This window comes from Vibrio sp. YYF0003 (assembly GCF_036350715.1).
GTDB lineage: Bacteria > Pseudomonadota > Gammaproteobacteria > Enterobacterales > Vibrionaceae > Vibrio > Vibrio natriegens.
In genome coordinates this window covers 45,162-65,494 of the sequence record NZ_JAZDWA010000005.1, presented here as the reverse complement: position 1 = coordinate 65,494, position 20,333 = coordinate 45,162, and the positions used below count along the sequence as shown (strand labels likewise).

13 protein-coding genes are annotated in these 20,333 nt (G+C 46.8%); 3 read left to right on the top strand and 10 right to left on the bottom strand.

Features of this window, described 5'->3' with window-relative positions; genetic code table 11:
• Window positions 1-49 precede the first annotated feature (49 nt).
• From V1U08_RS15120 to V1U08_RS15095, 6 genes are all read right to left on the bottom strand, one after another.
• The gene (locus tag V1U08_RS15120; protein WP_020333924.1) at window positions 50-1,081 is read right to left on the bottom strand and encodes an ABC transporter ATP-binding protein; all 1,032 of its coding nucleotides are present in this window, start codon (window positions 1,079-1,081) and stop codon (window positions 50-52) included.
• Window positions 1,081-2,706 (bottom strand): ABC transporter permease, encoded by a 1,626-nt coding sequence (locus V1U08_RS15115; protein WP_330470937.1) that lies wholly within the window; start codon window positions 2,704-2,706, stop codon window positions 1,081-1,083. Before V1U08_RS15115 ends, V1U08_RS15120 begins: the two co-directional genes overlap by 1 nt.
• A 192-nt stretch (window positions 2,707-2,898) precedes the next feature.
• Window positions 2,899-3,912: a Fe(3+) ABC transporter substrate-binding protein gene (locus tag V1U08_RS15110; protein WP_014232921.1), complete on the bottom strand. Its 1,014-nt coding sequence runs from the start codon at window positions 3,910-3,912 to the stop codon at window positions 2,899-2,901.
• Window positions 3,913-4,067: 155 nt separating this feature from the next.
• Window positions 4,068-5,297 (bottom strand): ammonium transporter, encoded by a 1,230-nt coding sequence (locus V1U08_RS15105; RefSeq protein ID WP_014232922.1) that lies wholly within the window; start codon window positions 5,295-5,297, stop codon window positions 4,068-4,070.
• Window positions 5,298-5,325: 28 nt separating this feature from the next.
• Window positions 5,326-5,664, bottom strand: coding sequence for a P-II family nitrogen regulator (locus tag V1U08_RS15100; RefSeq protein ID WP_005386570.1), 339 nt, complete (start codon window positions 5,662-5,664; stop codon window positions 5,326-5,328).
• Window positions 5,665-5,853: 189 nt separating this feature from the next.
• Complete coding sequence (locus V1U08_RS15095; protein ID WP_014232923.1) at window positions 5,854-6,222, bottom strand: YacL family protein; 369 nt, start codon at window positions 6,220-6,222, stop codon at window positions 5,854-5,856.
• Between the two features lie 119 nt (window positions 6,223-6,341).
• On the opposite strand from V1U08_RS15095, the gene V1U08_RS15090 reads away from it, so the two are divergent.
• From V1U08_RS15090 to V1U08_RS15080, 3 genes are all read left to right on the top strand, one after another.
• The gene (locus V1U08_RS15090) at window positions 6,342-7,517 is read left to right on the top strand and encodes a sugar diacid recognition domain-containing protein (protein ID WP_330470933.1); all 1,176 of its coding nucleotides are present in this window, start codon (window positions 6,342-6,344) and stop codon (window positions 7,515-7,517) included.
• 102 nt (window positions 7,518-7,619) lie between these two features.
• Entirely contained in the window at window positions 7,620-8,885 is a 1,266-nt protein-coding gene (locus V1U08_RS15085) for a GntP family permease (protein WP_330470932.1), read from the top strand.
• Window positions 8,886-8,902: 17 nt separating this feature from the next.
• Window positions 8,903-10,036 (top strand): glycerate kinase, encoded by a 1,134-nt coding sequence (locus V1U08_RS15080; RefSeq protein WP_330470931.1) that lies wholly within the window; start codon window positions 8,903-8,905, stop codon window positions 10,034-10,036.
• 76 nt (window positions 10,037-10,112) lie between these two features.
• On the opposite strand, the gene acnB is transcribed toward V1U08_RS15080, so the two are convergent.
• From acnB to hrpB, 4 genes are all read right to left on the bottom strand, one after another.
• Window positions 10,113-12,710, bottom strand: coding sequence for a bifunctional aconitate hydratase 2/2-methylisocitrate dehydratase (acnB, locus tag V1U08_RS15075; RefSeq protein ID WP_065302855.1), 2,598 nt, complete (start codon window positions 12,708-12,710; stop codon window positions 10,113-10,115).
• A gap of 267 nt (window positions 12,711-12,977) precedes the next feature.
• Window positions 12,978-15,296 (bottom strand): patatin-like phospholipase family protein, encoded by a 2,319-nt coding sequence (locus V1U08_RS15070; RefSeq protein ID WP_330470930.1) that lies wholly within the window; start codon window positions 15,294-15,296, stop codon window positions 12,978-12,980.
• Between the two features lie 136 nt (window positions 15,297-15,432).
• The gene (gene mrcB, locus V1U08_RS15065; protein ID WP_330470929.1) at window positions 15,433-17,805 is read right to left on the bottom strand and encodes a penicillin-binding protein 1B; all 2,373 of its coding nucleotides are present in this window, start codon (window positions 17,803-17,805) and stop codon (window positions 15,433-15,435) included.
• Window positions 17,798-20,266 carry an ATP-dependent helicase HrpB gene (gene hrpB, locus V1U08_RS15060; protein ID WP_330470928.1) on the bottom strand — a complete coding sequence of 823 codons (2,469 nt, stop codon included), beginning with the start codon at window positions 20,264-20,266 and terminating at the stop codon, window positions 17,798-17,800. Before hrpB ends, mrcB begins: the two co-directional genes overlap by 8 nt.
• Window positions 20,267-20,333: the final 67 nt, after the last annotated feature.

Sequence of the window (20,333 nt, the reverse complement as noted above, 5' to 3'; positions counted from 1 at the left end):
CACTTGCCCGGCATCACCGCCGGGCCTTTTTATTTCTGGACTAAAAACGTTAAGCGAACGCCAATACACCCTGAGTATCGATTTTTACTGCAACACTGTCGCCCACATTCAAAGCTTGAACCGAAGTAGCCAATAATCTGTCTCCGTTCACATCAATCACATAGCGGCAGTGATCGCCCATAAAGTGTTGCTCCAGCACTTTCACGGCGCTTTCTTCATCAGCCTGAACCTGAACATGTTGAGGACGAAGTAGTAACGCACATTCTTCCTGCAATTGAATGTCCTGCTGAGCACTTGCTTCTATCACACCCAGATGCGTCTCAAACTCGCCTTGTGACACTCTGGTTGCAGCCAGATAGCTACCACCGCCCAGGAAATCAGCGACAAATTTGCTCGAAGGCTGGTAGTACAACTCTGAAGCTGTTCCATACTGCTCAATAATACCATTGTTCATCACGGCCATCTTGTCTGAAAAAGCAAAAGCCTCCTCTCGACTGTGAGTCACGAAAATCGCAGTTACACCTTGCTGCTTAAAAATTTTACGGATCTCGCGAATCAGCTCGTGACGCACTTGAGTATCAATGTTGGAAAACGGCTCATCCAATAACAGTAAATCAGGTTTGTAAGCTAAAGAACGGGCAATAGCCACACGTTGCTGCTGACCACCTGACAGCTGATGAGGATAGCGATCCCCATAGCCTTTTAAGTGAACCAACCCCAACATCTCTTCCACTTTCAAAAGCTTCTGTTGGGCCGTTTCATTCTTCAGACCAAAAGCGATATTCTCAGCCACAGTAAGGTGCGGAAATAACGCGTAGTCTTGAAAGATCATACCAATATTGCGCTGTTCTGGCGGTAGCCAATTCTCACCATCATCAATAATCAAGCTGTTGAGACTCATTTGCCCAGAAGACAAAGGCAGCAATCCCGCTACTGCTTTTAGTAATGTCGTTTTACCACAACCACTAGCACCCAACAGACACACAATCTGGCCTTGCTCAACCTCAAGAGATAATGACTCTAAAACCGTTTGGTCATCGTAGTGGCAGGTCAGGTTTTTAATTGATAATGCGCAGCTCATTAGTGATTTTGCTCCAGTGAACGGTTAACGACAACAAGTGGGATCAACCCAACAAAAACCAACAACACAGCCGGTAAAGCTGCCAACTCTAAGTGCTCGTCCGAAGCAAAGTTATAAACGTAGGTTGCCAGTGTTTCAAAGTTGAACGGGCGCAAAAGAAGAGCCGCATTGAGCTCTTTCATCGACTCGATAAAAACTAACAGAGCAGCGATAAGTGCGCCACGCTTAACCAGCGGAAAGTGAACACGCCATAACATGGAATTCGGTGTGCAACCCATGGTACGTGATGCCATGTCCAAGGACGGGGAGATTTTGTTTAAGTTACTTTCGATACTACCAATGGCAACGGCGGAGAAACGCACAACCATGGCAAAAATAATGGCAAACATTGAACCTGAAAATATTAGCCCAGGTCTGCCCCACTCCATTGCTTTGGCAACATCATTGATGCGGTGATCCATAAATAAAACGGCCACCATCACACCAATCGCGAGTACCGTACCGGGCACCGCATAACCCATTGAAGATAAGCGTATAAAGGTAAGCGTTGTCCTCTTGCCATTGACTCGGTAAGTAAAATTCACCACAAGAGCAACAACAACACCAATGATTGCCGCGATAACCGACACAACCAGACTATTCCAGGCATACTCACGGAATTGTGGCGTCCAACTTTGCGCAAAGTAAGTAATTGAGTAATCAACCAACTGCATTAGCGGCAGGATAAATGCGATTAAAACCAGTCCCCAACACCAAATCAGTGCTGCCCATTTTTTCCAGCCCGTCAATTCATAACGGAAATCTTCGTGGCTGTTAAACTGGCTTTGGAATAGTTTCTGCTTTCTTCGGCTGTAACGCTCTGTACTTAATAGCAGCACGACGATCACCAGCATGATGGCGGAAATTTTGGCCGCAGCATTAAGATTAGAGTACCCAAGCCAAGTATCGTATACCGCGGTTGTTAACGTATTAACGGCAAAGTAGCTGACAGTGCCGAAGTCGCCGATGGTCTCCATTGCAACCAGTGATAAGCCGACAGCCATTGAAGGACGAGCCAAAGGAAGAGAAATACGTCTGAAGCTTTCCCATGGTGAGCATTTAAGAAGACGCGCACTTTGCAACAGTGACACGTTTTGTTCCATGAATGCAGCTCGACAGAGCAGATAAATGTATGGATACAAAACCAGGGCCAGCACAAACGTTGCTCCGGACAAAGTACGAATATCCGGGAACCAGTACTCTTTGGGGCCCCATCCGGTTACATCGCGTAAAAAGATTTGTATCGGACCGGCAAAATCGAACCAATCGGTAAAAATATAACCGATGATGTATCCCGGCATCGCTAACGGTAAAACCAGAGCCCACTGCAGCCATTTTTCGGTAGGCAGCTTACACATCGCCATAAACCAGGCACACGGAATGCCAAAGACGAGAGACAACACCATCACACCTATAGTTAGCGTAATAGTGTTATAGATATAGGTAGGCATAACTGTCGCCATAAGGTGCGCAAACAGCTCATCCGTATCACCAACGGCGGTGTAGAAGATCGCTAAGATCGGTAAAACCAGTAGCAAAGCCAACGCTCCGCTACTGGTTTTCCATATATAATTCTTTTCTTTCATTGCCTAATTACAAGCCAGGCTGAGTGAGAGATAAATGCACCTGCAAATACATCTCATATCCTTTTAATTAATTAGGGCTAGTTATACCCTTATAAACAAACAACCTCAAGTAGCCCTGATAAAAGAGCGACTTGAGGCTGTAAATTTATCATCGGTGGTTCAACTTCTCACCGACTGATATCAAGCGAACGATTAAAGATCGAACTTAACTTCGTCTAGTAGCTTGATCGCAGCTTCGTGGTGATCAGCAATCTCATCTAGAGAAAGAGTATCTGCTTTAAATTCACCCCAAGATGCTACTAGCTCAGAAGGCTTAACGTCAGCTTTCACTGGGTATTCAAAGTTCACTTCTGCGTACATGCTTTGCGCTTTGTCGCCCGCTAGGAACTCCATAAGCTTAAGTGCGTTTTCTTTGTTTGGCGCGTACTTAGCCATCGCCATACCAGAGATATTTACGTGAGTACCAGTCGTTTCTTGGTTAGGGAAGTTGATGTATACAGAATCAGCCCAAGCTTTCTGCTCTTTGTCGTTAACCATCTTGCCTAAGTAGTAGCTGTTACCCAGAGAAACGTCACATAGACCTTCTTTGATCGCTTTAACTTGGCCACGGTCATTACCTTGAGGTTTACGAGCAAGGTTGGCTTTCACGCCTTCTAGCCATTCTTTTGTCGCCGCTTCACCCTGGTGAGCGATCATAGAAGAAACGAGAGATACGTTGTATGGGTGCTTACCGCTACGAGTACAGATCTTGCCTTTAAATTCTGGCTTAGCCAGGTCAGCGTAAGTGAAGTCTTTACCTAGTTTACCTACACGGTCACGAGAAGAGTATACGCTGCGAGTACGAGTCGTCAGAGCAAACCACTCGTTTGCTGAATCTTGGTATTGAGCTGGGATGTTCTTCTCTAGAACTGGACTATCCACCGGCTGAACTACACCTTTCTGGGTTAGCTCTGCTAGACGTGCGATATCAACAGTTAGAAGCACGTCAGCTGGGCTGTATTCACCTTCTTGAACCAGCTTTTCTGCAATACCTGTCTTAGCAAACTTAACGTTTACTTTGATGCCTGTCTCTTTTGTGAATTCATTAAACATAGGCTCAACCAAGAACGGCTGACGGTATGAGTATACGTTTACTTCTTCAGCAGCCATGGCTGTTGGAGCAAGAGTTGCACAAGCTAAAGCAGAAAGAGTTAGCACTTTTTTCATGGATCAATCCTTTAAGTATTCGTAATGATAACGTTTATCAGTTGCGTTATTATATTTATCTTCAATAGTAAAACAATGATCGATACAAAAAAACCTGCCAATAGTGGCAGGTTTTTCATTATGTGAAGTGTAACAATATGCTACATGGTAAATTTTTATTTCGCTGTGACGAACTCTGGATATGCACCTACACCACAGTCGTGCATGTCCATGCCTTCCATCTCTTCTTCTTCGCTTACACGGATGCCTACTGTTGCTTTCAAGATTGCCCAAACAACCAGGCTTGCACCGAATACCCAAGCAAAGATAACTGCTGCACCTAGAAGCTGAGCACCGAATGTCGCGTCACCGTTGCTTAGAGGAACAACCATTAGGCCGAAGAAACCACATACACCGTGTACTGAAATCGCGCCAACTGGATCATCAATTTTAAGTTTATCAAGACCAATGATGCTGAATACTACGATTGCACCTGCTACCGCGCCGATTGCAACTGCGTAAAGTGGTGATGGAGATAGTGGATCCGCTGTGATTGCAACCAGACCAGCCAATGCACCGTTAAGGATCATAGTTAGGTCAGCTTTGCCCCAAGTTGTCTTACATACAAACAGTGCTGCAATAGAACCCGCTGCCGCTGCTGCGTTCGTATTTAGGAAAATTTGACCAACCGCTGTTGCGTTCTCGAAGTCAGAGACCATTAGCTGAGAACCACCGTTAAAACCAAACCAGCCAAACCATAGGATGAATGTACCTAGCGTTGCTAGAGGCATATTTGAACCTGGGATTGGGTGGATTTCACCATTTTTACCGTATTTACCTTTACGAGCACCCAGTAGCAGAACACCAGCTAGTGCAGCAGAAGCACCTGCCATGTGTACAATACCTGAGCCAGCAAAGTCACTAAAGCCGGCTTCTGATAGGAAACCGCCGCCCCAAGTCCAGTAGCCTTCCATTGGGTAGATGAATGCAGTCAAGATTGCAGAGAAGATCAGGAATGACCATAGCTTCATACGCTCAGCAACTGCACCTGAAACTACAGACATCGCTGTCGCAACAAATACTACCTGGAAGAAAAAGTCTGATTCTAGTGAATGGTCTGCACCTTCACCTTGAGAACCAATAAGGGCACCTAGTGATGGTAACCAACCACCTTCGCCGTTATCAACGTACATGATGTTGTAACCAACGACTAAGTAAGTCGTACAAGCAATCGCGTACAGACAAAAGTTTTTAGTCAAAATTTCTGTTGTGTTTTTAGAGCGAACGAGGCCTGCTTCAAGCATGGCAAAGCCCGCTGCCATCCACATGACCAATGCACCGGAAATGAGGAAGAAAAAAGTGTCTAGTGCGTAACGTAACTCTGTTACTGTTGTTGCTAATTCCATAATAGTGTCTCCAATCCCTTGAATACTTTTAAAGTGCTTCTGCGTCCATTTCACCGGTACGGATGCGAACAGCTTGATTCAGGTCGTATACAAAAATTTTACCGTCACCAATTTTTCCTGTTTGCGCCGCTTTTGTGATGGCTTCTACCACACGATCGACATTATCTGCATGAGTTGCGATTTCTATTTTTACTTTTGGTAGAAAGTCCACTTGGTACTCTGCGCCGCGGTACAACTCTGTGTGACCTTTTTGGCGACCAAAACCTTTAACCTCTGATACCGTCATACCTTCGATGCCTACGTCAGCCAACGCTTCACGTACATCGTCTAACTTAAATGGCTTTATAATGGCATTGATTATTTTCATTAAATTCTCTCCGAAGCATTCATCCTGAAACACTTCTAATAATCCAATCTACGTGCCAAGTTTTTAAGTTGTTGATTTAAAGGAATTAAAGGCTATTGGTTACAATACAAACAAAAAAAGGCGCACCATAACAGTGCACCTCTTTCCCAAATATAAAGCAAGCTACAATTGATTACCCAAAATTGTGCATTAAATGTTCAAAAACTCTTTCCATTGCTCTATAAGAGTCATAAAGTCTTCGAGACCACAGCTAGCGGTGCTTTCACAGTCGTACAATTCGAACTCGCTGTCTTTGTCTTGTTCATAATGATGCAGCAATGCATTATCTTGTACCGTTACTTCATCACCACAAATCATCAAACTGATTTCTCTTCCCAAAAGCGAATACTCTTGAGTTGGTTTACTGATAGCCGAAGAAATAAGCGCATCTACTTCTGCGATATGATGGCGTTCCTTACCAATTTCTTCTTGTAACCAACGCCCGATAATTTCGTGCTCCATTGAGCAGTGACAATAGTAACTACCATCTAAGGTGTTTTTCTTAAATTCGTAGTCCATCCTATTTCCTTCATTTATCTTAACTGACAATAATATAAGTCAAATCAATACTTATACTCTTTATTATCAGTTAATATGCCTCGCTAAACCACCACTAGAGCTGGGTTTATAAAACGAGTATGCAGTTAAACGAAAACATTGCCCGACAAATCGTTGAGCGAACAATGACAATCATCTCTCATTCGGTCAACGTCATGGATGAAAAGGGGCGTATTATTGGCTCAGGTGACAGTACTCGCTTACAACAAAAACATGAAGGCGCTGTTCTCGCAATCAATGAGCGACGTATTGTCGAGATCAATCAGGCCGCGGTTAATAACCTCAAAGGCGTCAAACCCGGAATTAATCTGCCAATTATCTATCGTAATCAGGTAATCGGCGCTATTGGTATATCCGGTGCACCAGAGGAGGTTCACCATTATGGTGAGCTGGTGAAAATGACCGCAGAGTTGATCATCGAACAAGCCGCTCTCATGTCACAAATTGAATGGAACAAACGTCACCGGGAAGAACTTGTTCTTCAGCTCATACAAGGTTCAACTTTAAATGATAATCAACTGACCTCGATCGCAGAGCGTCTTGATCTCGATCTGTCTCAACCAAGAATTGCTGCGGTAGTCAAAGTCATACCGAGTAATAATAAGCCAATGCTGCTGGAGCACTTGCAGCAGCTGGTACACCTGCTCGAGTACCCAGAGCGCGATAACTTAGTCGGAATCATTTCCGTATCAGAGCTTGAAGTCGTCGTGCTCAAACCTATCACGTTAACGGTAAACGGTTGGTCGAAAGAGAACGAAATCAAGAGCGCAAACCAATTGTTACGCCGGGTAAAAACGCAAGGTAAGTTTAAAATCCGGATTACGCTGGGCGATTACTTCCCTTCTCTGCAAGGTTTAGCCCAGTCTTATCAAACGGCCAAACGCACCATGGAGTTGACGCAAAACCAGCCTGGGCAAGTTTTCTTCTGTCAGGACTATCGCATTCCGGTACTACTCAGCTCGGTAAAAAATGAACCCTGGCAACTACAGCAATTATGTCAGCCTTATCAATTGCTGCAACTGAGTGATTCCAAAGGCACTCTCATAAAGACGCTCAAGGTGTATTTCGAACAAAATTGCGATGCACATCAAACCTGTTGCACTCTTCATATTCACCGTAATACTCTGCGCTATCGCCTTGATAAGATCTCCCAAATAACATCTTTAGATATCAAAAGTTTAGATTCGATAATTCAACTATATCTTGGGTCTTCGTTTAGCCACTTGAAAAACGAAAAATATGCAGACGCACAGTAATTGAGTTGTTTTTTAAAAGAAAGATTGTTTCATCGTCCAAAGACTGACTGAATCGTGCCTTTTATATTGGCCAGACTAAATCACTAGCTTGGGTAATATAAAATGATTGAAGTCTCTACTCTTGGAGCCTTTGCCGCATTAATTGTGGCGATATCTCTAATTCTAAAGAAAGTCCCACCAGCGTACGGCATGATCATCGGTGCCTTAATTGGTGGCGTTGTTGGTGGTGTCTCACTGACGGACACCGTTTCTCTGATGATTGGTGGGGCTCAAGGTATCGTGACAGCGGTACTTCGTATTCTGGCTGCCGGCGTATTAGCTGGTGTGCTTATAGAATCTGGCGCGGCAACTTCTATCGCAGAAACGATTGTCAAAAAAGTAGGCGAAACTCGTGCACTACTAGCGCTGGCGCTAGCGACTCTCATTTTAACCTCCGTTGGTGTATTCGTTGATGTTGCCGTTATTACGGTTTCTCCCATTGCTTTAGCTATTGCCCAGCGTGCTTGCATTTCTAAAACTGCGATACTGTTGGCGATGGTTGGCGGTGGTAAAGCCGGTAACGTAATGTCACCAAATCCAAATGCCATCGCAGCCGCTGATGCCTTTGACGTACCACTGACTTCCGTAATGCTTGCTGGCGTTGTCCCTGGCCTGTTTGGTCTTGCGCTCGCTTACTTTTTAGCTAAGCGTCTAAGCAATAAAGGAAGCATGGTACAAGCAAGCGAAGTGGTTTCTGTTGACCGCAAAAAATTACCAACCTTTGGTGCTGCTATCGTCGCTCCACTTGTGGCTATCGCGCTACTGGCACTGCGCCCAATCGCTGGTATTAACGTTGACCCTCTTATCGCTTTGCCTCTTGGTGGCCTGATCGGCACGGTTGTCATGGGCCGTTTTAACGACACGAACCACTTTGCCGTATCAGGTCTAACCCGTATGGCTCCTGTCGCTGTCATGCTATTAGGTACTGGCACACTCGCAGGCATCATCGCTAACTCAGGTCTTAAAGGAGGCCTGATTGAAGTCCTCACTGCTTCAGGTTTGCCATCATACTTACTTGCGCCAATTTCTGGTGCCATGATGTCATTGGCTACCGCTTCGACAACCGCTGGTACAGCAGTAGCAGCGAGCGTATTTAGCCACACGATTCTTGAGCTTGGTGTTCCTGCACTGGCAGGCGCAGCAATGATTCACTCTGGTGCAACCGTCCTTGATCACATGCCTCATGGTAGCTTCTTCCACGCAACAGGTGGTGCACTCAACATGGATATCCGCGAGCGTCTTAAGCTCATCCCTTATGAGTCAGCGGTTGGTCTGATGATCGCGTTTGTCTCTACCATGATGTTTGGTGTGTTTGGTTTATTTGTTTAAGGCGTTTAGGTATCACTATGAAAATTGTTATTGCTCCGGATTCTTATAAAGAAAGTCTAAGCGCGATGGAAGTTGCAATCTCTATCGAGCAAGGGTTTAAACACGTCCTGCCAAATGCAGAGTACATCAAACTGCCAATGGCTGATGGCGGTGAAGGCACCGTTCAATCTCTTGTTGATGCCACTGGTGGCGAAATAGTTGAGCACTCAGTAACAGGCCCACTTGGCGAACCTGTTTCTGGCTTCTATGGACTACTGGGAGATGGCAAAACAGCGATCATCGAAATGGCGGCCGCATCTGGTTTGCACTTGGTCGATCCAGATAAACGTAACCCAATGATTACCACAACGTTTGGTACTGGTGAGCTGATCAAAGCGGTGCTAGATAAAGGTGTCGAGCACATCATCGTCGGTATTGGCGGCAGCGCGACTAATGATGGGGGGTTAGGCATGGCGCAAGCACTAGGTATTCGCCTTCTGGACGAGAATCATGAACCACTTGGCTTTGGTGGTGGCGAGCTTTCCAAACTTCACCGTATCAATATGCGAGGTCTCGATCTCCGACTTGCACAAGTGCGCCTGGAGGTAGCGTGTGATGTAGACAATCCTCTGTGCGGGCCTCAAGGTGCATCACAAGTGTTTGGTCCGCAAAAAGGCGCGACGCCTGACATGGTTGAGCAGCTCGATCGAAACCTGGCACACTACGCAAGCGTAATCAAAGCGCAACTCGGCCAAGATGTTCTAACACGTCCAGGCGCTGGCGCTGCGGGAGGTTTAGGCGCGGCACTAATGGGCCTGCTTAATGCGGAACTGCGCCCTGGAATTGAGATCGTAATGGATGCGGTTAATCTGGACGAAATCGTCGAAGGTGCAGATCTTGTCATCACGGGTGAAGGTCGTATTGACAGTCAAACCATTCATGGCAAAACGCCTATTGGTGTTGCTCGTGTGGCCAATAAACATTTTGTGCCAGTGATCGGTATCGCGGGCAGTTTGTCTCACGATTGTGGCGTCGTTCATGAGCATGGTATTGATGCAGTTTTTTCGATTGTAAACCGCTCGGTAGACCTGCCAACAGCATTCGCTGAAGCAGCACAGAACATTGAACTAACCGCACGCAATGTCGCAGCGATGTTGCAGTTAAAGCTTTAAAAGATAGATTTCCCTAAGTCGCTAAACAAAAAAACCGCAGACACTGTCTGCGGTTTTTGTATTTCACCTATAAAGCTTATGCTGGCTCTTGGAAGATAACCGTATCTGCTTTCTTAGTGTACTGATCCATCTTATGGAAGTTCAGGTAGCGGTAAGTATCCGCTGCTGTTGCGTTGATCTTCGCTGCGTACTCCAGGTACTCTTCCTTAGTTGGAATTCTACCTAGAATTGCGCCAACTGCTGCTAGTTCAGCTGAAGACAAGTAAACATTCGCACCAGTACCCAGACGGTTCGGGAAGTTACGCGTTGAAGTAGACATTACTGTTGCTTTGTCTGCTACGCGAGCCTGGTTACCCATACATAGTGAACATCCCGGAGTTTCGATACGAACACCAGCACGGCCGTAGATACCGTAGTAACCTTCTTCTGTTAGCTGATCGCGGTCCATCTTAGTTGGCGGAGCCACCCATAGACGCGTATCTAGCTGACCACCCCATTGCTCAAGCAGTTTACCTGCAGCGCGGAAGTGACCGATGTTAGTCATACATGAACCGATGAAGACTTCGTCGATTTGTGTACCTTGAACTTCAGAAAGTAGACGAGCATCATCTGGATCGTTAGGAGCACATAGGATTGGCTCGTTGATTTCTGCCAGGTCGATTTCGATTACGTGCGCGTATTCCGCATCCGCATCCGCTTCCATTAGCTCTGGATTATCCAACCACTCTTGCATTGCAGTGATACGACGCTCGATAGTACGACGGTCGCCGTAACCTTCAGAGATCATCCACTTAAGCATAGTGATGTTCGAGTTTAGGTACTCTTCGATAGACTCTTGAGATAGCTTAACGGTACAACCTGCTGCTGAACGCTCTGCAGACGCATCTGAAAGTTCAAACGCTTGCTCAACCGTTAGGTGCTCAACACCCTCGATTTCTAGAACGCGGCCAGAGAATTCGTTGATCTTACCTGCTTTCTCTACCGTCAACAGACCTTGCTTGATGCCGTAGTAAGGGATTGCATGTACTAGATCACGTAGCGTGATACCAGGCTGCATTTCACCTTTGAAGCGAACCAGGATTGACTCTGGCATATCCAGTGGCATAACACCTGTTGCCGCTGCGAATGCAACCAGACCAGAACCTGCTGGGAAAGAGATACCTAGTGGGAAACGAGTATGCGAGTCACCACCTGTACCTACTGTATCAGGCAGAAGCATACGGTTTAGCCACGAGTGGATAACACCATCACCCGGACGTAGAGATACACCGCCACGGTTCATGATGAAATCAGGAAGTGTGTGGTGCGTGTTTACGTCAACTGGTTTAGGGTACGCAGAGGTGTGACAGAAAGACTGCATTACTAAGTCAGCAGAGAAGCCAAGACACGCAAGGTCTTTAAGCTCATCACGAGTCATAGGACCCGTTGTATCCTGAGAACCAACCGTAGTCATCTTAGGCTCACAGTAAGTGCCCGGACGAACACCTTCTACGCCACATGCTTTACCAACCATCTTCTGTGCAAGCGAGTAACCTTTGCCTGTATCAGCAACGTCACCTGGTTTGCGGAAGAAATCTGCAGGCGCTAGACCTAGAGATTGGCGAGCTTTGTCAGTCAGACCACGACCGATGATCAGTGGAATACGACCGCCAGCACGTACTTCGTCGATAAGCACGTCTGTTTTTAGCTTAAATTCAGCCAGTGTTTCGCCAGTTTCGTGGTTACAAACTTTACCTTCGAATGGATAAACGTCGATAACGTCGCCCATGTTCAGTTTCGATACGTCAACTTCGATTGGTAGTGCGCCCGCGTCTTCCATTGTGTTGAAGAAGATTGGTGCAATCTTACCACCTAGCACGTAACCACCAGCACGTTTGTTTGGAACGTTAGGGATATCATCACCCATGAACCAAAGCACTGAGTTAGTTGCAGATTTACGAGAAGAACCCGTACCTACTACGTCACCAACGTAAACCAGTTGATGACCTTTTTCTTGCAGTTCTTCGATCTGTTTGATCGGACCGATACTACCAGGTTGGTCAGGGTTGATGCCTTCACGCTCGTTTTTCAGCATTGCTAACGCGTGAACTGGGATATCTGGGCGAGACCAAGCATCTGGTGCTGGAGACAGGTCATCGGTGTTTGTTTCACCAGTAACCTTGAATACAGTAAGAGTGATTTTTTCTTGTAGCGCAGGCTTAGACTGGAACCATTCCGCGTCAGCCCAAGATTGTAGAACTTGCTGTGCATGCGCGTTGCCTGCTTTCGCTTTCTCTTCTACATCGTAGAAAGCATCGAACATAAGCAGAGTGTGAGATAGCGCTTTTGCAGCGATTGGTGCTAGAGCATCGTCTTCTAGTAGGTCTACTAGAGGCTCGATGTTGTAACCACCTTGCATAGTACCTAGCAACTGTGCCGCTTTTTCACGGCTTACTAGCGGAGAAGATACCTCACCTTTTGCTACTGCGGTCAGAAAACCAGCTTTAACATAAGCGGCTTCATCAACACCTGGTGGGATACGGTTCTCTAGTAGGTCAAGAAGGACTTCTTCTTCACCTTGAGGGGGATTTTTCAGAAGTTCCACAAGGCCAGCTACTTGCTCAGCGTCTAGTGGTTTAGGTACAACTCCTTCGGCAGCACGCTCTTCGACGTGTTTACGGTAGGCTTCAAGCACGACTTTTTCCTCTCATTGCGGTTCCTCCTTTATTATTACTATTTTTAAAGTAAAGGAGTGAACATCCTTGGAAACTTGGCTCTCCATTGCCCTTGTTTTCATTCAATTATGATTGAGAAACAGCGCCGTAGAGGCCAAACTGTGGGCCAAAGAATAGCAAATTTAACCTTCAATTAAAATCTCATCATTTTGACCAACATAGCAACTTACGACTAAAGTTCTGCTAATTTTGAACAAATATGCTTAGGTTATGCCTTCTTGTCCCGATTAATTAAACGAGGTTCCTACGATCAAATACACTGCCTCCAAGTTCTGCTCTGTACGACCGTAAGCCAACATTATAGGCCCGATTGGGGAATCGACGCCAAAGAATACTGAGCCCGCATTATACAGCGGTGCTTCATCTAAATGGAGATCGTTGTCAGACCATACTCCACCATGTTCCAATGACGCGCCTATGTATACCGGTGCTTCGAACAATCCGAAGTCATTATCGAACCATTTATAGCGGTAGACCAGACTGCTAAAGAACAAGTCCTGCCCAATCAGGCTATTTCTCGGAATGCCCGAAAGGTTTAAAAAGCCCCCTAACTCTCGCGGATCGAGTGGGATGGTGGAGTTTTTGCTCTCAACAAAGCTGTATTCAGCATGTCCGACTAAAGTATGACGCTGATGACTCACTGCACCTTTAAATCTGGCGGAAATTTCATACACCGTATCTTCAACCGAAGACTCGGATTCCAAGAAGTTATCACCTTCCGGACTTTTGTCATGAGAGACGAAATACTCCAAGTCAACCAACAGGCCACGAGTAGGAAAAGCGAAGTCATCGAGCGTGTCTAAACGATAACTTGCAAATGCGCCAAGTCGGTCAAAATCCAGATTACCTGCCGATGCTAAAGTGGAAAGTTCAATACTGCCGGTTGAGTATCGTGCGCCCAATCGTAACTCTTGCCATAACGTAGGTTGAAGACCAATAGAAAGCTCTGATGTAAAATCGCTGTACGACACAGGCAGGAAGTCGTCCACTGCGCCAATGTCCGGGTTTTGGAAGTCACTCAGCGGCAAGTTTCGGCTTTCATTGCTGTAGGTGAGTCTTCCGGATACGAAAAGCTGCTGGCTGGACATGACTGGCGAGTACAGTTCAGCCTCAATCAGCTTATCCGTCCCCATTTCGACATTAAATGCCAGCTCTGCACCATGAGAATTTAGGTTGGTGAAATTGGTTGATAAGCCGATGCCATACTGGCTGTCAGTATCAAAATCATCTTCGAGGAAAAATCGAAAGTTGAGGTAATTAGGGCCCCACGATTTTTCGTTAACGTTAAACACCAGTTGTGTGACGCCTTCTTCTTCCTCAAACTGATAAGTAATCAGCTCAAAGCGATCAAGCGCGTATAGGTTTTCAACCGCTTTTTCTATTTCTTGCGTAGGGATTTTTCGCCCTGTCTCCAAATGCAGACGGTTGGTCAGCAGCACATCGCTGTAGTGCGTGTTATTGATGATCACGACCTCATCAACCACACGTTCATCACCATGGACTAAGGTTTTCCGCGCTTCTTGTTTATGGTCGATGTAACGTTGATAATCCGCACTGGATAGACTCAAGCCTTCTAATTTCGGTGCCAACGTCTTAGTGATTTCATACCCCGACTGAAACGCCGAAGGCATTTTATCGAACTCAACGGTTTCCATTTGACCAACATTCGGACGAATGTAAATGTCTTGCTCTTGGAGTGCTTCGACTTGCTCTTGAGTACTGCGACGCACAAGATAGTTGGAAAGTTGGTCGGCCACGGTAAACAGCCCGGTAAAGTCTTCTTTGGTTTTGTAATCGGTGCTGATATCTACGGCGATAACAACGTCCGCGCCCATTGCACGAGCCACATCAACCGGCATGTTATTTACTACGCCGCCATCGACCAGCATGTGACCATTTAACTGATAAGGCGGGAGCGCACCTGGCACAGACATACTCGCCATCATCGCATCCACCAAGTAGCCATTACCAATGACGACTTCTTCAAGCTCTAAGATGTCCGTTGCGACAGAGCGATACGGAATGGCGAGTTCATCAAAGGAATCAAAACGCCCCAAATTACCCGTGCTTTCACGCAGAATGCGCAGCATGTTTTGCCCTAGCACAACACCTGTTGGCGCCCTAACCTCAGTCAATCTCAGGCCAAGGTCGGTGTAAATCTGATAACGGTCTTCGTACTCTTTATCGCGAACTCGGCGCTGGCTTCGGTCTACACGGTCTCGATAACCGCCGTTCCAATCCACGGTGTAAATAAAGCTCTCAATCTCATCGGCGCTCATACCAGTGGCATACAAGCCACCAACGTACGCGCCCATGCTCGTTCCGGTTATGATATCGACCGGAATGTGCATCTCTTCCATTGCTTTCAACACGCCTATATGGGCGGCACCTTTTGCACCACCACCAGCGAGAACCACTGCGATTTTAGGGCGCGATGCGGAAGTCTCTTCCTGAGCCCGGCCAACCGAAGGCGCAGCGATCAAAAAGAAGCTTACCCAAAGCGCGAAATGGCGAGTTAACGGGCTACATGACAACTTTTTGAACATTCATTTTTCCTTTATAGAATCTCTGGTCACAGGGAGCGCATGACTGCATTGGTCAGCCAAAGCTCCCAGATTATACGCACTAATATGTACTAAGAATTGACCAGTGAAACAAGTTTCCACTTGCAGTTTAGCGACACTACCAATTAAATAAATCATTAATCCAGTTGGATTTTTTCTCACACTGCTGCTTTACCTGACCTGTTTTATCCCAAACCGGCAGTTTATATTCACTACGACAGTTCATTTCCAACCCGCCTTCGGCTGTTTGTTTGAAGCCCAGTGTTGTCACTTCTCGTGGCCAAGGTAATGCTAAACGTTCAGGAATACGCTGAGACAAATATTCGGCATACACACGTAAAGCACCACTTGCGCCGGTTAGATTAGTTGGTTTGTTATCATCACGTCCCAGCCAGATAGTGGTAACTTCTCGACCGTCCACGCCCACAAACCAACTGTCGCGGGTATCATTACTAGTACCTGTTTTACCAGCCAATGCAGCCCAAGAAAATTGATTCTGCAAATAGCGCCCTGTTCCCTGAGCAACGCCTTGTTTCATCGCGTAAGTGGTGAGCCAGGCCGCCTGTTCATCAACCTCACGAGACGAGCGAGGAAGTGATTGGTACAGAACATTTCCTTCCATATCAATGACTGAGCGAAGTGCTGTTAACCTTGCTCGTTTGCCAGAGTTTGTCAGAGTCTGGTACATCTGAGCCACCTCAAGCGGCGTCAATGAAAACGCGCCAAGGAACATAGAAGGCACTGGGCGGATTTCATTTTTGCTTACGCCTAAGCGCTCTAACGTATTCGTCACTTCAGGAATACCTAGCTCCATACCCAAACGCACTGTTGGTACATTAAGCGACTTCGCTAACGCAAGGTACAGTGGCACATCGCCACGATATTTACGATCATAGTTACGCGGTGTCCAAACCGTGCCTTCACTGCCTTTGAGACTTAGTGGCGTGTCATGCAGCGTTGTTCCCAAATTGTATTTTTCCGGTTGCTCCAGTGCAGTCAGGTAAATCGCAGGCTTCACCAAAGAACCAATAGGACGGCTCGCATTCAGCGCTCGGTTAAATCCATCATAACCCGCTCTCTTCCCACCAACCATCGCGCGGATTTCACCACTGTGGCGGTCAACTGCCACCGCTGCAGCTTCGAGATCTTTACCGCCGCGCTTCGCCAACTCTGGGATCTTTTTCGCGATGGCTTTTTCCATTTTGCTTTGCGATACCGGATCGAGAGAGGTGAAGACTCTTAACCCCGTTTCCGCCTTAAAACGTTCGCCGACTTTTTCTTTCAGCTCGATGTTCAATTGCTGGAAGTAAGCAGGCTGACGGCTGGCAATTCGAGGATTGCTTTGCGTATCAAGCGGACGACTGGCTGCCTGATCATACTCTTGTGCCGTCAGTAGATTTTGTTGCATCAACAGACGCAATACCAGGTCACGGCGATCTTTGGTTCGCTCTGGATAGCGAATAGGGTTGTAATAAGACGGCCCTTTGACCATACCGACTAACATGGCAAGTTGATCAACACGTAGCTCACTGATCGGCTGGCCAAAGTAGTAACGCGAAGCTAAGCCAAAGCCATGGATCGCTTCACCGCCACTTTGCCCTAAATACACTTCGTTTAAGTACGCTTCCAGAATACGATCTTTGCTGTAGCGGTAATCCAGAATCAACGCGATGTAGGCTTCACGTAGCTTACGCCACAATGTCTTGTCGCGGGTAAGAAATAAGTTTTTCGCCAACTGCTGAGTCAGTGTACTACCACCCTGAACCGTACGGCCTGCCTTTATATTCGCAACCAGCGCTCGCCCGATGGCCAGCGGAGAAACACCGTCATGTTGATAAAAGTTTCGGTCTTCAGTAGCCAGTAGCGCATCAACCAAAATTTCAGGGAACTGGTCTCGACGTAAAAACAGTCTTTGCTCGTCCTGATCTTTCTCCAACATACCCAGCATTTTAGGTTCAAGACGCAGATAGCCAAGATCCCCTTTGGATTCCAAAGACTGAATGCGCTGTAAACCACCGTCAGAGAAATGCAGCATCACGTGACGATCTGGCTCCGGGCCATCAGCGAACTCAAATGGACGACGAATTAATTCAATGCGGGTAGAAGATGAAGAGTACTCTCCCGGATAACGAGGCGTGCTCACCTTTCGATACTTGAGTACATCCAATTCATTACGCAGCTCTTTGATGGTGATATTCTCACCCGGGCTCAAATTCAGAATACGCGCGTAAACAACGGTTGGCAGTTCAAATAGCTGACCATCAAAGCGCTCTTTGACCACGCTATCTAAATAGATTCCGACGAACAACAATACCGCAGCCAGCGCAACACCCGCTTTCCAGCCAAACGACCACAACGTTTTCAACCACGAACGTTTGCCATTGTCCGGCTTTTTACCCGGGCTACGTTTGTTACGTGTTGCCGTACTTTTCGCTGCTGTTTTTTTCTTCGCAGGCGCTTTTTTTGTGCTTGGCTTTTTAGTGTCAGTCATTATTCAATTGTCTTTTTGTTTTCGTTGTCGCTACATGGCTGGCAGGATCATCTGGCCAAACGTGTTTTGGGTAGCGCCCTTTCATCTCTTTCTGTACGTCTTTATAACTGCCTTTCCAGAACGCAGCGAGGTCCGTGGTCACTTGCAATGGACGCTGCGCGGGAGAAAGTAACTCCAGCACCAAAGGTTTACGCCCTAAAGCAACGGTTGGCGATGTGCTTTCGCCAAATACTTCCTGCATTCTGACTGATAACACGGGCTCATGACCGTATTGATATCGAATGCATTTCTTTGTACCTGTCGGTAGCTGATAGTGCTCAGGTAGCCACTCATCGATACTCTGATTTAAGGGCCAGCCTAAACGCGCATTCAAAGCTTCCGTCAAATTAACCTTATTCAGATCTTTTACTGACGCTACGGACGCCATGTACGGCTCTAGCCACTCTTCCAGTGATTCAAGCAAACTCTCGTTATCAAAACTTGGCCAAGGTTGCTCTGGAAGCCAGTCTATTGCGCAGCGAATACGCTCAAGCAAGCTTTCCGATGCCGGTGTCCAGTTTAGACTGCTCAATCCCTGACGGCGGACATAAGTGAGTAAAGCTTGTGTCATTTTTTCTTTGCCCGGGCTTGGCAACGACTCGCTTTCTATCACCAACTGACCGAGTTTTTGCTGCCGCTGCGCGATTAAACGCCCTCTTTTTTCGTCCCAATCCACCAGTTCTTCAGAGGAAAATAGCGACTTAAACGTTGTTTGCAGTAAGTTGACGTCTAATTTACACGCCAAATGAATTTGACTCGAATTGGAATGTGAACGCATAAGATCAACCGCGACTAAATATTCACTGGCACCTAAGGTATCGTCGGGGCGACATTCCGCACCGTGACCGTTTGAGAGCGTGAATCGACCGTACTGATTACTGCGTTGCTGCGCAATGCGATCCGGAAACGCCAGGCTCAATACCAGCGGCAACAAACTCTCATCGACACCAGCAACGGAAAAGGCACCATCCAGCTTGTGAGACAAAGATTGCGCGCGTTTAAGCAACAACGACCTTTTCGGATGTGTTCCTGTTACCCAGCGATGCAAGCTATGGGCAATATTGGTGACGTTTCTTTCTGGCTCTTCTATAAGGGCGACCGCTGCAAGCGCAGTATTTAACATCTTCTCACTGTGCTGCGAAGATTTTATCAACATTGCAGCCGCGCGAGGTTCCACACCAAGCTCATGAGCCTGTCTGCCATCCGCCGTCAATTGACCTTGTTCAGTTAAAAGTCCAAGTGAAACTAGCAGTTGCTTCGCCTGACTCAAAGCGGCTTGAGAGGGGATATTAAGCCATTTTAGGTCCTGAATATCACTCGCGCCCCAGAAAGCCAGCTCCATAACCAAACTCGCCAGATCAGAATGCAGAATTTCAGGCTGCGGTACCGTCGGTTGCTGCTTGAACTGACTTTCAGAATAGAGGCGAACACAAATCCCCTCTTCAATTCGACCAGCTCGCCCCAGCCTCTGTATCGCCGAAGACTGGGCAATACGAACCTGCTCCAGACGGGTGAGACCATTCTTGAGATCAAAACGTGCGATACGCTCTAAACCAGAGTCCACAACAAGGCGAATACCTTCAATTGTCAGGGAGGTTTCCGCGATGTTCGTTGCCAGTACGACTTTACGTTTCCCCTTTACCGCCGGAGAGATCGCTTTTTGCTGCTCAGCAAAGCTAAGCTGGCCGTATAGTGGGCACACTTCGACTTCCGTTGGCAAATGCGATAAACGTTCTTCAACCTGTTTTATTGCAGCAACGCCGGGTAGAAAAGCCAGTAAAGAGCCTGACTCTTTATTCATCAGACTCTCAATCGTTTTGGCCATAACAACGGGAAGATGATCATTAACGGCGAGTGGTGCGTAGCGCGTTTCAACATCAAAACTACGCCCTTCTGATTCAATGAAACTCGCTTCGGGTAGCAACACTTGCAAAGCATCTTGATCGAGCGTTGCCGACATCACCACCAGCTTAAGATCATCGCGTAGCGCTTCCTGAACTTCTAAACTGAATGCCAACGCCGTATCCGCATGAATACTACGCTCATGAAATTCATCAAAAATCAGTAGATCGACACCATCCAGTTCAGGGTCATTTTGGATCATGCGCGTCATGATCCCTTCCGTCACGATCTCCAATTGCGTTGCAGCGCTTACCTTTGTCTCACCGCGAACACGATACCCGACGGTTTGCCCCACTTGCTCTCCTAATTGTTCAGACAAATAGCGAGCAATATTGCGGGCTGCCAGTCGTCTTGGTTCCAGCATAATAATTTTGCCAGTCACCAATTTGTGCTTAATTAGTTGGAGAGGAAAGTAAGTCGACTTACCTGCACCTGGCGCAGCTTTTAGGATGACCTGATGTTGGTTTTTGACCGCGGCAAGTAACTGAGGCATCACGGCTTCAATCGGCAATTGTGACAAAGGAAATACCTTATGGTGTAATGATGGCAACATTGTACATAAAAACATTCCTGTCTAAATAAGCAAA

Coding starts and splice junctions, on each gene's coding strand:
- V1U08_RS15120 (WP_020333924.1), bottom strand. CDS start 1,081: ATGAGCTGCGCATTATCAATTAAAAACCTGACCTGCCACTACGATGAC.
- V1U08_RS15115 (WP_330470937.1), bottom strand. CDS start 2,706: ATGAAAGAAAAGAATTATATATGGAAAACCAGTAGCGGAGCGTTGGCT.
- V1U08_RS15110 (WP_014232921.1), bottom strand. CDS start 3,912: ATGAAAAAAGTGCTAACTCTTTCTGCTTTAGCTTGTGCAACTCTTGCT.
- V1U08_RS15105 (WP_014232922.1), bottom strand. CDS start 5,297: ATGGAATTAGCAACAACAGTAACAGAGTTACGTTACGCACTAGACACT.
- V1U08_RS15100 (WP_005386570.1), bottom strand. CDS start 5,664: ATGAAAATAATCAATGCCATTATAAAGCCATTTAAGTTAGACGATGTA.
- V1U08_RS15095 (WP_014232923.1), bottom strand. CDS start 6,222: ATGGACTACGAATTTAAGAAAAACACCTTAGATGGTAGTTACTATTGT.
- V1U08_RS15090 (WP_330470933.1), top strand. CDS start 6,342: ATGCAGTTAAACGAAAACATTGCCCGACAAATCGTTGAGCGAACAATG.
- V1U08_RS15085 (WP_330470932.1), top strand. CDS start 7,620: ATGATTGAAGTCTCTACTCTTGGAGCCTTTGCCGCATTAATTGTGGCG.
- V1U08_RS15080 (WP_330470931.1), top strand. CDS start 8,903: ATGAAAATTGTTATTGCTCCGGATTCTTATAAAGAAAGTCTAAGCGCG.
- V1U08_RS15070 (WP_330470930.1), bottom strand. CDS start 15,296: ATGTTCAAAAAGTTGTCATGTAGCCCGTTAACTCGCCATTTCGCGCTT.
- mrcB (WP_330470929.1), bottom strand. CDS start 17,805: ATGACTGACACTAAAAAGCCAAGCACAAAAAAAGCGCCTGCGAAGAAA.